The organism is Corallococcus sp. CA053C (assembly GCF_003611675.1).
GTDB lineage: Bacteria > Myxococcota > Myxococcia > Myxococcales > Myxococcaceae > Corallococcus.
Genome location: NZ_RAWA01000273.1, coordinates 1 through 13,331, shown reverse-complemented (window position 1 = coordinate 13,331; position 13,331 = coordinate 1). Strand labels below are relative to the sequence as shown.

The 13,331-nt window shown below is 69.3% G+C and carries 11 protein-coding genes; 6 read left to right on the top strand and 5 right to left on the bottom strand.

Translation table 11 applies throughout. The features are described 5' to 3' along the window. Nucleotides 1-136: 136 nt before the first annotated feature. The 5 genes from D7V97_RS29080 to D7V97_RS29060 form a co-directional block, all read right to left on the bottom strand. On the bottom strand, nt 137-2,692 hold the full coding sequence (locus D7V97_RS29080; protein ID WP_120613893.1) for a 1-acyl-sn-glycerol-3-phosphate acyltransferase: 2,556 nt from the start codon (nt 2,690-2,692) through the stop codon (nt 137-139). 14 nt (nt 2,693-2,706) lie between these two features. Beyond that, nucleotides 2,707-4,428 carry an arginine--tRNA ligase gene (argS, locus tag D7V97_RS29075; RefSeq protein WP_120613892.1) on the bottom strand — a complete coding sequence of 574 codons (1,722 nt, stop codon included), beginning with the start codon at nt 4,426-4,428 and terminating at the stop codon, nt 2,707-2,709. A gap of 75 nt (nt 4,429-4,503) precedes the next feature. Next, nucleotides 4,504-6,207 carry a hybrid sensor histidine kinase/response regulator gene (locus D7V97_RS29070; protein WP_120613891.1) on the bottom strand — a complete coding sequence of 568 codons (1,704 nt, stop codon included), beginning with the start codon at nt 6,205-6,207 and terminating at the stop codon, nt 4,504-4,506. 111 nt (nt 6,208-6,318) lie between these two features. Next, on the bottom strand, nt 6,319-7,047 hold the full coding sequence (locus tag D7V97_RS29065; RefSeq protein ID WP_120613890.1) for a HEAT repeat domain-containing protein: 729 nt from the start codon (nt 7,045-7,047) through the stop codon (nt 6,319-6,321). Between the two features lie 99 nt (nt 7,048-7,146). Continuing rightward, the gene (locus D7V97_RS29060) at nt 7,147-8,331 is read right to left on the bottom strand and encodes a DnaJ C-terminal domain-containing protein (RefSeq protein ID WP_120613889.1); all 1,185 of its coding nucleotides are present in this window, start codon (nt 8,329-8,331) and stop codon (nt 7,147-7,149) included. Between the two features lie 255 nt (nt 8,332-8,586). On the opposite strand from D7V97_RS29060, the gene D7V97_RS29055 reads away from it, so the two are divergent. The 6 genes from D7V97_RS29055 to D7V97_RS29030 form a co-directional block, all read left to right on the top strand. Then, nucleotides 8,587-9,174, top strand: coding sequence for a hypothetical protein (locus tag D7V97_RS29055; RefSeq protein WP_233583290.1), 588 nt, complete (start codon nt 8,587-8,589; stop codon nt 9,172-9,174). Then, nucleotides 9,171-9,665, top strand: a complete 495-nt coding sequence (gene rimI / locus D7V97_RS29050; RefSeq protein ID WP_120613887.1) for a ribosomal protein S18-alanine N-acetyltransferase — start codon at nt 9,171-9,173, stop codon at nt 9,663-9,665. The genes D7V97_RS29055 and rimI overlap by 4 nt, the downstream gene beginning before the upstream one ends. A 152-nt stretch (nt 9,666-9,817) precedes the next feature. Then, the gene (gene rpsL, locus D7V97_RS29045; protein ID WP_014395857.1) at nt 9,818-10,189 is read left to right on the top strand and encodes a 30S ribosomal protein S12; all 372 of its coding nucleotides are present in this window, start codon (nt 9,818-9,820) and stop codon (nt 10,187-10,189) included. 154 nt (nt 10,190-10,343) lie between these two features. Then, nucleotides 10,344-10,814, top strand: coding sequence for a 30S ribosomal protein S7 (gene rpsG, locus D7V97_RS29040; protein WP_014395858.1), 471 nt, complete (start codon nt 10,344-10,346; stop codon nt 10,812-10,814). Between the two features lie 152 nt (nt 10,815-10,966). Beyond that, nucleotides 10,967-13,042, top strand: coding sequence for an elongation factor G (gene fusA, locus D7V97_RS29035; protein ID WP_120613886.1), 2,076 nt, complete (start codon nt 10,967-10,969; stop codon nt 13,040-13,042). 141 nt (nt 13,043-13,183) lie between these two features. Then, nucleotides 13,184-13,331, top strand: a 148-nt coding sequence (locus D7V97_RS29030) for a GTP-binding protein (protein ID WP_233582667.1), incomplete at its 3' end; no start/stop codon positions are given.

The following is a 13,331-nucleotide window of genomic DNA, read 5'->3' as shown; positions in this document are numbered from 1 at the left end:
GCGGCACGGTGGTGGGCCCTACCGGCTGCGGGTCGCTGGGAGGGGAGGCTTCATCCACCGTGTCGTCTCCTGCCCCTCCGCCCGGAGGCGGAAGGTGGGGGTGCCGCGTGCGCTTCGGGGTGCTGCGGAGCGGGGCTCAGGCCCGGTGCAGGTACGCGCGGAGGGCGTCCGCGAGCGGGTTCTTCTTGGGCAATGTGGCCGCCATGGCGGGGTCGCCCAGCTTCAGCTTCTTGTCCTCTTCCACGAGGATGCGCTGATCCAACAGGTACTCCACCGCGTTCTCCAGCGTCGTCTTCGCCAGCGACTCGGCGGCGGTGATGCGGCCGGCGTTGTACTCACCGCGCCCCGTCTCCAGCGCCAGCTTCACGAAGGACTTGCGGTCGGTGGCGGCGCCCGCGGCCACGTCGGGCAGGGTCATCGCCGCCAGCAGGTAGGCCTCCAGGAAGTCGCGCAGCAGGTCCGCCATGAACTCCAGCTCCGGCTGCGCGTGGGCCTCCGGAGCCTGCTCGAGCGTGTCGCCGTCCTGGATGACCAGCCCCATGCGCGCGAGCCCCTCCACGCACTCGGCGAAGATGGTGTCGAACGACGCGCCCACCCGGTAGATGAACTCCACCTTGAAGAGGCGCGACAGGAACAGCGCGCGGGCCTTCACGACGTCGTACGGCGCGGGCGTGCCGGCGAGCAGCGCGTTGGCCACGAGGCTGCGCGCGGCCACCAGGTTCATCAGCGTGTTCTTGTAGAAGGACATCTCCGCGCGGCGCGAGTCCTCCACCTGGTAGCTGACCTCGCTGCGCGCTTCCTGCGTGCGCACCATCTCGTCGGAGATGAACTCGCGCATGGCGTCCTGGATGGGCCCCAGCGTCTCCGGGTTGCTGGGCGCGTTGACCAGCTCCGGGGACAGCCGCGCGCCGTCCTCGTGCGCGATGCGGCGCAGCAGGCTGATCCGGTCGGTGAGCTCGCGCTGCGTGAGGCCGCGCCGACGGTGGGCCAGCAGCGACGCGCTCACCAGCGCATGCGGCGTGACGGTGGACACCTTGCTGATGCCGTACATCACCCGGTTGCCCAGCGCGCGGACGAGGCCCTTCTTCTGCTCGTTCGTCACCGGCACCTGCGGCGACAGGCCACGCGCCTGCATGAACTCCACCAGCGACAGCGGCTCGTCGAAGGTGAGGTGGATGCGGCCGTAGCGCGCCGCCAGCACCTTGGGCGCGCTCAGGAGGGCCTTGAGGTCCTCCGGCTTCTTCTCCCCGCCGGCCAGCTCCTTCGAGTAGCTGTCGGACTCCACGACCTTCTCGTAGTCGATGGAGACGGGCACGAAGTAGAGGTCGTTGCGCGCGCCGTCCAGCACCGCCTCCACCTGCCACGTGAGCATGCCCAGCTTGGGCGTGAGCAGCTTGCCCGTGCGCGAGCGGCCGCCTTCGGGGAAGAACTCCTGGTGGAGGCCGTCGTGCACCAGCTTCTTGATGTACGCCTTGAAGGTCGCGGCGTAGACCTTGTCGCCCTTGAACGAGCGGCGCAGGAAGAACGCGCCGCAGCGGCGGAACAGCGGCCCCAGGGGCCAGAAGGACAGGTTGGCGCCGGCGGCGACCAGCGGCGCCGTGTAGCCGCGGCTCCAGAGCACCCAGCTCATCACCAGGTAGTCCACGTGGCTCTTGTGGCTGGGGCAGAGCACCACCGGAGCGCGGCCCGCGGCCTTGAGCGCTCGGTGCAGGCCCGCCTCGTCCACGCCGATGCCGTCGTAGATGCGGTTGAACACCCACTCCAGCATGGGCGCGATGAGCGCCAGCACGGACGGGTTGGGCCGGGCCGCGATGGCCTCCAGGTTGCGGCGGGCCTCCCGCTGCACGCTCGCCGGCTTGCGGCCGGTGGCGGCAGCGTGCTCGTCCAGCGTCTTGCGCAGCTGCCGGTCGCGCAGCGTCTCGTCGATGAGCCGGGCGGTGGGCTTCTGCGGCGGGCCGAACACGGCGCGCGTCTCCCGCGCCAGGTGCACGTGCAGCGCGCTGCGCACCTTGCGCGCCAGCAGCTCGTCGGTGGCCTGCGGGTTCTCCTCGATGAAGCGGCGCAGGTCGATGGGCTCTCCCACGCGGAACTGCGCGCGCTTGTAGTTGCGGAAGAACGCCACCATCGAGTGCACGAAGCCCGGTGCCTCCGGGCTGCCGAACACCACGTCGCGCCAGCCCGGCTTCAGCTTCGCGGCGCGCTTCTCCCAGACGAACAGCTCCGGCACCAGGAACACCGGCCGGTCGGAGCCGCGCGCCAGCCGCACCAGGGCGGGGAAGGGGTCCTCGCGCGTCTCCTTGCCGGAGGCGTGCAGGAGCGCGGTGCGGCGCAGGAACACGAGCCCGCTGCCGCCCTGCTGGCCGGCGTAGCGGAAACGCTCCTCCACCTCGCCCGCGTGCGCCGTCTGCCGCCACGGCTTGGTGAACCAGGGGCGCAGGTTCACCACCGCGCGGATGGGCGGCATGGCCCGGCGGACCATGGCCCACGCGAGGTAGAGGAAGTTGATCCAGGCCGTGGTGCGCATGACGTGCACCACGAAGCCCCGGGCGCTGAGCGCCCGCAGCTCGTTCTCGGCCTCGGGTGGGAAGAGCACCCCGTCGAAGTACCGTGCCCCGAGCACCCGGGACATGGGACCGAATTCCTCCTTCAAGGCTTCTCCTTGCGTCACGGTCTGCACCAGCGCGGTGTCCACGGCAGCCCCCCAGGCTACATGTTTTCCGGCGTCGGGATGCCCAAGAGCCTCAGGCCCGCGGCCAGGGTGATGCGCGTCGCGTCCGTGAGGGCCAGTCGTGCCGCCCGCACCGGGTCATTGCCTTCCACGAGGATGCGCTTGTCCCGCTCCTTGTTGCCGGCCGTGTAGTAGCGGCTGTACGCCGCCGCCACGTCCAGCAGCAACCGCGCGACGAGGCTCGGCTCGTACTGTTCCGCCGCCGCGCGCACCACGTCCGGCAGGCGCATCAGCTCGCGCACCAGGGCCTGCTCCTCCGGGAGCGTCAACAGCGCCGGATCATAGCTCGCCGGCACGCCGCCGCCCTTGCGCAGCACGTTCGCGCTGCGAGCGTGTGCGTACTGGAGGTACGGCCCGGTGTGACCCTCCAGGCTCGTCACCTCGTCCCAGTCGAAGGTGTAGTCGCTGGCGCGGTTGTGCTTCAGGTCGCCGAAGACGATGGCGCCCAGGCCGATCTGCTCCGACAGTGCGTCGGCGTCCGCCGTCTCCAGGTTGCCCGCGGCGACGTTCTCCTTCACGCGCTGGAGCACCCGCTCCTTCGCCTCGTCCAGGACCTGATCCAGCTCCACCACCTGGCCCTTGCGCGTGCTCATGCCGTGGATGCGGCCAAATGGCACGTGGATGCACCGGTCCGCCCACGGCTGCCCCATCTCCTTCAGCGTGCGGAACACCTGGCGGAAGTGCAGCGCCTGGTCCTGCGCGACGACGTAGAGCGACTTGTCGAACTGGAAGCGCGCGTGGCGGTCCTCCGCCGCGGCCAGGTCGCGCGTGGCGTAGAGCGTGCTGCCGTCGTTCTTCTTCAAGAGGACGGGCGGCTCGTTCTCCGCGTAGGGCATGTCCACGATGATGGCGCCCTGTGACTCCTTCACGCCGGGCTTCTTCGCGATCTGCTCGATGACCGCGTCCATCCGGCCCTGGTAGCGGCTCTCGCCCTCGATGTGCTCGAAGGCGATGCCCATGCGTGCGTAGACGCGCTTGAAGCCGGTGACGCTCGTCTCGCGGAACTGGTTCCAGAGCTTCATCGCCTCCGGCTCGTTCGCCTCCATGCGGCGGAAGAACTCGCGGGCCTTCTCGTCGAAGACGGGGTCCTCTCCGGCGCGCTTGTTGGCCTTGACGTACACCTCCACCAGGTGGGCCATGTCCGTGATGCGCGCCGGGTCGCCGTACTCCTGGAAGCCCACGGCCACGAGGCCGAACTGCTTGCCCCAGTCACCCAGGTAGTTGATGCCCTCCACGCGCCAGCCGAGCGCGCGGTAGAGGTTCGCGATGCAGTGGCCCAGGAACGTGGTGCGGATGTGGTGGAAGCCAATGGGCTTGGCGATGTTGGGCGACGAGTAGTCGATGACCACCGTCTTGCCCTTGCCCTCCTCGGCGTCGCTGCCGTAGGCGACGCCCGCGAGCCGCACGCTGTCGATGACCTCCTGGGTGAAGGGCAGGGGAAGGAAGCGCGCGTTGACGTACGGGCCTACGGCCTTCACCTCCAGGCCGGGAACCTGGAGCGACTGCGCGAGCGCCGCGGCGATGGCGGGCGGCGCCTTCTTCTGCGCCTTGGCGAGCGGGAACGTGGCGAAGCTCAGGTCGCCGTGCTCGGGATCCGCGGGTTTCACCTGCGAATCGATGTCAGCAGCGGGGACGCCCAAAGCCCCGGCAAGAGCCTGGGCGAACGCGGCGCGGTAGCGGGAATAGACGGAAGTGCTCATGGGCCGCGCGGATACTACCCAAGGCGGGGCGTCTTCCTGCCACCTCTTCTGTGACGAAGACGCCCGAGCCGTCGTTCAGGGCACTGCGGGGCCGCGGCTGCGGGGGCGCACCACGGCGGCCACGGTGTCCAGCAGCTTGGGCAGCTTCAGCGGCTTCTCGAAGTACCCGTCGATGCGGTCCGGACCTTCACCCGAGGTGAGGGACGCGACGTCGCTCGCCCCGGAGATGATGTAGACGACCACGTCCGCCAGGGACTCGGTGGTGCGGATGAAGTGCAGCACGGAGCGTCCGTCCTCACCCGACAGCCGCAGGTCCAACAGCACCATGGCCGGCCGGATGTGGGACAGGATGGAGCGCGCCTCGGCGGCGCCGGACGTGGCCATCACCCGGTAGCCCTCCTGCTCCAGCACCTGCTCCAGCACCTCGCGGCAGTCCACGTCGTCCTCCACCAGGAGGATTCCGCCCGCCTTGGGCGCGGCCTGGCTCAGGTCCGGGGCGCTGACGGCGCTCGCGAACAGGGGCAGGACCATCTGGAACGTGCTGCCCTCGCCCAGCACGCTGGAGGCGTCCACGCGCCCGCCGTGCAGCGCGACGATCTTCGCCACGAGGGGCAGGCCCAGGCCCGCGCCCGGGGGACGCGGCATGCCGGGCTGCGCGCGGTAGAACGAGTCGAAGACGTGCTCCAGCGCCTCGGCCGTCATGCCCTGGCCGGAGTCCTTCACGGTGAGGGTGCCCAGGCCCTCGGCGGACGCCACGCTCACCTCGACGACGTCGTCCGTCTCGCTGTGGTGGATGCCGTTCTCCACGAGGTTGTGGATGGCCTCGGAGATGCGCTCGCGGTCGCCGCGGACGAACACCTCCGGACACGGCGGAATCACCACGCGCACGCGGCTGTGCTCGGCGACGGCGCCCAGCCCGCGCACCACCTCTTCCGCCACGGCCTTGAGGCCGAAGGGGCGCTGGTTGAGCTGCATCTTCCCGGACGACAGCCGGGACATCAGCACCAGGTCGTTCACCTGCTGCAACAGCCGGTCGGAGTTGCGATCGCAGATCTGCACCGCGCGGCGCTGGCCGTCCGTCAGGGGGCCCAGCTTCTCCCGGCCCAGCATGGCCAGGTAGGCCTTGATGGTGGTGAGCGGGTTCTTCAAATCGTGGGACACGTTGCCGAGCAGCTCCTCGCGGTTCTGCTCCAGGCTCTTGAGGCCCGCGATGGCCGTCTGCAGGTCCTTGTTGCGCCGGGCGCTATCGTCGCGCAGCCGGGCCACCTCGTAGGCCGCGGTGAGCTGCGCCGCCAGCGACTGCATCAGGATGTCGGACGCCCTGCGCCGGGCGCCCAGGACGACGAGCACGCCCGTCACACCCTGCGGCCCCTCCAGGGGCACGGCGACGGTGTCGTCCTCGCGCAAGAGGGCCTTGTCGGTGAAGCAGCGGCCCACCACGCCCTCGCCCGGGACGGCGGCGGTGACGCGCTCGTCGTAGCGGCCGCGCACGTGCTCCACGTGCAGCTGGTTGCGCGACGGGAAGTGGCGCGCGACGTAGCAGACCTTGGGCTTGAGCAGCGAATGGAGCGTCTGGAGCTGCGCCCGCAGGGCCTCGGTGGGGCCCGCGTTGTCGGTGAGCTGCCGGCCCATCTCCAGCAGCGCCTGGGCGGCGGAGTCCGTGTCCACGGGAGGCGGGGGCTTCGCCGCCCGCTTCGGTGGAGCCTTCTTCACGGTGGCGGCAGCGGGGCGCAGGTGAACGACTTCAGCGAGCTGCGGACCCTTCTTCTTCGATGGCACGGGTGAATCCTGCTTCATGTCTCCCGTGGGAGGGAACCACCCCGGTGTGTGCCAGCCCCCGGGGAGGGGGCCCATGTCCGGTGTCCGACAGCGCGAGCGTTCGCTGCCTGCTCATGCCCGGCGCTGGACGCGGCCGTCCTTGTCCAGGCTGTAGGGCTCCACGAGCGCGGCCTGCACCTTGTCCTGGTAGCCCTGCACCGCGAAGCCGCTCTCCGCCAGGGCCGCCAGCGCGGCCGTCTGCACGCGGCGCGCGGTGTCCTCGTTGGTGAGCAGTTGGAGCAGGGGCTCGCGGGCCGCCTCGTACTTCAGGGGCCCCAGGACGTTGATGGCGGCGATCTTCACGTCGTCGGACATGTCCTCCAGGAAGGGGAGGACGGCGGGCGCCACGCGCGGGTCCTGCTTGCCCTGGACGTGGTGGAGCAGGACGACCTTCTTCTCCGGGTCGCGCGTGTAGCGGGACGACAGGTGCTGGAGCGTGTCGGTGATGACGCCCAGGAGCGCGTCCTCCGCCAGGAGCTCCTGGAGCACGCGCAGTGCCCAGGACGTGGCGTGCTCGCTCTGCTTGAGGAACGCGCTCACCGGCGCGACGGCCTCCTGGCCGAAGCCCTTGATGAGCTCGAAGGTGTGCTCCTTCTCGTCCGCGTCGGTGGTGAGCGGGTCCACGGTGATGGTGAACCGGCTGAGCAGCACCGTCACGGCCTCGGGGTACTTCATCTCCCCCAGCTGCTGCAGGGCCTTCTGCCGCGTGGAAGGCTCCCCATACTTCTGGGTCACCTTGGACTTGAGCTTGAGGGCTTTTTCGGGGCCCGAGCCGCCCGTGAGGAAATCGAAGAGACCCATAGGTACGTACCCGCTCCGGATTCGGAAGGTGGAGGCGCCATGTAGGACGGGGCGCCTTCCAGGACAAGAGACAACACGTGGCAACGAAAGGCCATCACACTACAGCGTCAACTCCCGGCGGACGTCGCCCCGGTAGGCCCGCGCCAGCGTTTCCGCGGCCGCGCGCACCTCTTCGGTGGCCTCCTCGGGGACCTTCACCTGGAGCAGGAGGTACATGTCGCCCGGCGTACCGCCCCGGAGCGACGGAACGCCCCGTCCCTTGAGCCGCATCTTCCGGCCGGACTGTGAACCGGGCGGCACCTTCAGCGTCACCTCGCCCTGGAACGTGGGCACGCGCACCTCGCCCCCCAGCAGCGCCTCGGACACCGTCACCGGCAGGTCCAGGTACAGGTCATCGCCCTCGCGGCGCACGAGCGGGTGCTCGGCCACCTCCGTCTCGATGTAGAGGTCGCCGGGGGCCCCGCCATGGACGCCCGCCGCGCCCTGGCCGGCGAGCCGCACCTTGGAGCCCGTCAGGACGCCCGCCGGAATCTTCACCGTCAACCGCGTCGTCTCCTCCTGGATGCCGCTGCCGCCGCACTGGGTGCAGGACTCCGGGGCCCGGCCGCTGCCTCGACAGGTGGGGCACACGCCCGAGCCGCCGAACACGGCGCCGCCCCGTCGCGAGCGGCCGGTGCCGTTGCAGGTGGGGCAGGTGACGAGCTTCCCCGTGTGGCCCTCGCCGTGGCACTTGCCGCACCGGCCCGGCCGCTGGAGGGACAGCGTGCGCTCGGTGCCGGACACGGCCTCGGCGAGTGAAACCTGGACGCGGGTCGTCAGGTCGTCGCCGCGCTCGGCCGCAGTCGCCCGGCTGCCGCCCCGGCCCCGCCCGAAGAGGTCGCCCACGTCGAAGCCGCCGCCGTGCCCGCCGCTCCCCGAGCGCCCGAAGATGTCGTTGAAGAGGTCCCCCAGGTCCACGCCCTCGGTGCTGAAGGGGATGCCCCCGACGCCGCCACCGCCCCCGGCCGCCTGGGCGGCGCGGTACTGGCGGTAGGCCGTGGCCTTCTTCTCGTCGAAGCCGATCTTCTCCGCGTCCTCGCCGAACTCGTCGTAGAGCGGGCGCTTCTTCGGGTCGCTCAGCACCTCGAAGGCGCTGTTGATGCGCTTGAACTTCTCCTCCGCGCTCTTGTCACCCGGGTTGACGTCCGGATGGTGCTGGCGCGCCAGCTTCCGGAAGGCCTTCTTGATCTCGTCCGCGGACGCCGTCCGTGGCACGCCCAGAATCTGGTAGTAGTCGTCCGCCATAGTTCTCGCCGTGCAGTACCCGACATCCAGGAACGTAACCAGCGGGGCGGTGAGCGCCAGCACGGGATGTCCGGACAGGGCCGGGATGGTTAGAGTCGCCGGAAGATGAGGAAGGTCATGCCAGCGCCGCGAGGAGGTCGAGCGGTTCACCTGGGGCTGGCGTGTTGGCTGCTGGGCGCCCCCCTCGGGCCCAGGCTCTGGTCGACCACCGCCCACGCCGCCGCGCCCGCCCCCTCCCGGGAGGAGGGCAGGGTGATGGACCGCATCGTGGCGGTCATCGAGGGCCAGGTCCTCACCCAGAGCGAGCTGGAGATGGAGGCCCGGGTGGCGCTGATCCAGCGAGGGGCCGTGCAGGTTGCCGCCCTCCCGCTGGACGAGCAGACCCTCCAGGGGGCCCTGGAGCTCTCCGTCAACCAGCGGCTCCAGGTCCTGAGTGCCGACCGGCTGCAGGCCTTCCCGGCGGAGCCCTCGGAGGTGGAGGCCCGCCTGGACGCGTTCCGGACGAGGCTGGGAGGGGAGGAGGGGCTGAGGCGCTTTCTCGCCCGGCACGACGTGGACCGGGAGGCCCTGCTGGCCGTGCTGGCGCGGGGGCTCCGGGCGGAGCGGATCCTGGACAGTCGGGTGCGCTTGAAGGCACAGGTGAGCGAAGCGGAGGTGCGCCACCATTATGACGAACACCGGGACGTGTACCCCGGCGAGTTCGACCAGGCGGCGCGCACGGCCATCCGCGAACAGCTCGTGCGGGCGCGCTACGGGGAGCTGGCGGCACAGGCCCTGGCTGAAGTACGCAAGTCGGCGCAGGTGCGGCGCGTGGCGCCCTTCGCGCGGGAGGCACGGCGATGAGACGGCTGCGGGAGGACGGGACTCCCGAAAAGGCGCAGGGCTTCATCCTCCGGCAGATGACCGTGGACGACATGCCGGCGGTGATGGCGCTGGAGAAGCAGTCCTTCAAGAACCCCTGGTCCCCGGAGCTGCTCCAGCGCGAGCTCCAGCACGACTGGTCCACCATCCTGCTCGTGGAGGAGCCGCTCCCCGAGGGCGGCGTGGCCCTCCTGGGGCTGGCCATCTTCTGGATCGTCCACGACGAGGTCCACGTCCTTAACGTGGCCACCGCCCCCGTCCACCGTCGCCGGGGCGTCGCGCGCACGGTGATGGACGAGGTGCTTCGCCGGGGCGTCGCGCGTCGCTGCTCCCTGGCCACGCTGGAGGTGCGCCGGGGCAACGAGTCCGCGCTCAGCCTCTACCGCTCGCTCGGCTTCCGGCCGGTCGGCATCCGGCCGAACTACTACGCGGACGAGGGCGAGGACGCGATCGTGATGGTCCTCGACTTCTAGGAGTACGCGGAGTAGAGCGTCCGGCCCGGGGATTGGCCATGCTTGACACCCAAGGGCCCCTCCCTATACTCGCGGGCCTTTCTGTAGCCTGTAGGTAGATATGCTCCGCTTCCGTGTGTCCGGAAGCGGTTCCCATCGAAGAAGAGGTTTCAGTGCCGACCATCAGCCAGCTCGTCCGCAAGGGCCGCGAGAAGCTCAACATCAAGGGCAAGAGCCCTGCCCTGAAGGAGTGCCCCCAGAAGCGCGGCGTGTGCACCCGCGTCTACACCACGACTCCGAAGAAGCCGAACTCCGCGCTCCGCAAGGTGGCCCGCGTTCGTCTGACCAACGGCATCGAGGTCACCTCCTACATCCCCGGCGTGGGTCACAACCTCCAGGAGCACTCGGTGGTGATGATCCGCGGAGGCCGCGTGAAGGACCTCCCGGGCGTTCGCTACCACATCATCCGCGGCACGCTGGACTCCGTGGGCGTTGCCGGTCGCAAGCAGAGCCGTTCGAAGTACGGTGCGAAGCGTCCCAGCTAGTCCCCCCGCGCGTCGTTGGCGCGGAACACCTTCGCAGTCCTTGAAGTTGTGTCGGACGCTGGCCCCACACCCTGGGGAGTGTCCTTTCGAAATCCAAGTCTTGAAGCCCCGCGAAGCTTTCCTCTGAAGAGGGGAGTGGGGCGTAAGGGAAGAGATGCCTCGTCGTCGCGTAGTCGCCAAGCGGAAGATTCTCCCGGATCCGAAGTTCCAGGACCGGCTCGTCACCAAGTTCGTCAACGACCTGATGCGCAAGGGGAAGAAGTCCATCGCGGAGGGCGTGTGCTACGGCGCCTTCGCCCTCATGGAGGAGCGCGCGAAGGAAGACCCCCTCAAGACCTTCAAGAAGGCCTTGGACAACGTCAAGCCGGTGCTGGAGGTCAAGAGCCGCCGCGTCGGTGGCGCGACCTACCAGGTCCCCGTGGAGGTCCGTCAGGATCGCCGCGTCGCGCTCGGCATGCGCTGGATCATCTCCTACGCCAAGGCGCGCGGTGAGAAGACCATGCAGGAGAAGCTGGCCGGCGAGATCATGGACGCCGCCAACAACCGCGGTAACGCGGTGAAGAAGCGTGAAGACACGCACAAGATGGCGGAGGCGAACAAGGCCTTCGCGCACTACCGCTGGTAGGTCCCGTCAGGGGCTTCGCGGTTGCCGCCCGGATGCGCGATCAGCGTCCGGGCGGTTTTGTTTGTCAGCACAGCAGGTTCTCTGAGATGTCCGGTCGGTGGGTGGACAGGGCCGCTTCCGGCGCCTCCCGCCTCCCTGGAAGGAACTGAATCATGGCCCGTGAGTTCCCCCTCGAGCGCTACCGCAACATCGGCATCATGGCGCACATCGATGCCGGCAAGACGACCACCACCGAGCGGATCCTGTTCTACACAGGCGCCATCCACAAGATGGGCGAGGTGCACGAAGGCACCACCACGACGGACTGGATGGTGCAGGAGCGTGAGCGCGGCATCACCATCACCTCCGCCGCCATCAGCGCCTTCTGGGAGCGCGAGGGCCACCGCTACCGCGTGAACATCATCGACACGCCGGGGCACGTGGACTTCACCATCGAGGTGGAGCGCTCGCTGCGCGTGCTCGACGGCGCCATCGCCGTGTTCGACGCCGTGAACGGTGTCGAGCCGCAGTCGGAGACGGTGTGGCGTCAGGCGGACCGCTACAAGGTCCCGCGCATCTGCTTCATCAACAAGATGGACCGCGTGGGCGCGGACTTCGAGATGTCCGTCGGCACCATCCGCGAGAAGCTGGGCGCGCGCCCCGTGCGCATGCAGCTGCCGCTGGGCGCCGAGGACAAGCTCAAGGGCGTCATCGACCTGGTCCGCATGAAGGCGCTCGTCTTCCAGGAGCAGGAACAGGGCAGCAAGATCGACATCGTGGAGATTCCGGAGGAGTTCCAGGCCGCGGCGCAGGCCGCGCGCGCGGAGCTGCTGGAGGCCGCGGCCGAGCAGGACGACGCGCTCACGGAGAAGTTCCTCGAGGGCCAGGAGCTGACCGAGGACGAGGTGCGCCGCGCCATCCGCAAGGGCTGCGTGGGCCTGAAGCTGTTCCCCGTGTTCTGCGGCTCGGCGTTCCGCCACAAGGGCGTGCAGCCGCTCCTGGACGCGGTGGTGGACTACCTTCCCAGCCCGCTGGACGTGCCGCCCATCCAGGGCAAGACGCCCAAGGGCGAGGACGCGGTGCGCGAGACGCGCGACGACGCGCCCTTCAGCGCGCTGGCGTTCAAGATCATGAACGACCCGTCCTTCTCCTCGCAGACGCTGACGTTCCTGCGCGTCTACTCCGGGAAGCTGGAGGCGGGCACGGCGGTGTGGAACTCCGTGAAGGGCAAGCGCGAGCGCGTCAGCCGGCTCGTGCAGATGCGCGCGGACAAGAAGGACGAGCTCACCGAGTGCTACGCCGGTGACATCTGCGCCGTCGTGGGCCTGAAGCTCGCGACGACGGGCGACACGCTCTGCGACGACAAGCAGCAGATCGTGCTGGAGCGGATGGAGTTCCCCGAGCCGGTCATCGACATCGCCATCGAGCCGAAGTCCACCGCGGACCAGGACAAGATCATCCAGTCCCTGCAGCGGCTGGCGATGGAGGATCCGTCCTTCCGCGTGCGCACCAACGAGGAGACGGGCCAGACGCTCATCGCCGGCATGGGCGAACTGCACCTGGAGATCATCGTCGACCGGCTCCTGCGCGAGTTCAAGGTCGACGCGAACATCGGCAAGCCCCAGGTGGCCTACCGCGAGACGGTGACGACCACCCAGACGGCGGAGGGCAAGTACATCCGCCAGACGGGCGGCAAGGGCCAGTACGGCCACATCCACCTGCGCGTGTCGCCCAACGAGCCCGGCAAGGGCTTCGAGTTCATCAACAGCATCACCGGCGGCGCCGTGTCCAAGGAGTTCGTGGACGCCGCGCGCGACGGCGCCCGCGAAGCCATGCAGAACGGCCCCGTGGCGGGCTACCCCATGGTGGACGTGAAGGTGGAGGCCTACGACGGCTCCATGCACGACGTGGACTCGTCGGAGATGGCCTTCAAGATCGCCGGCTCCCTGGCCTTCAAGGACGCGGTCCGCGCGGCCCAGCCGGTGCTCCTGGAGCCCATCATGGCCACCGAGGTCCTCACCCCCGAGGCCTCCATGGGCGACGTGATTGGCGACCTGAACGGCCGGCGCGGGAAGATCCTGGGGATGACGCCCCGGCCTGGCGGCGTGCAGGCCATCCAGGCGGAGGTGCCCCTGGCCGCCATGTTTGGCTACTCGACCGACCTGCGCAGCAAGAGCCAGGGAAGGGCGACGTACACCATGCAGTTCAAGCACTACGCAGCCGCGCCCAAGTCAGCGCTCAACCGCTGACGCCCTGCCTGCAGGGGAAGCCGCCGGGCGAATTGTATTGACGTTCCAGCGGCTTTGAAGCACACGCAGCACCGCTCGGGAGTTCTCTCCCAAAGTTCCAGACCGCCGGGGTTGCACCGGTGCCGTCGTGAGGAGTGGTTCATGTCCAAGGAAAAATTCGACCGCAGCCTGCCCCACGTGAACATCGGAACGATTGGGCACGTGGACCACGGCAAGACGTCGCTGACGGCGGCCATCACGAAGGTGCTCGCGAAGTCCGGCGGCGCCACGTTCATGGCGTACGACCAGA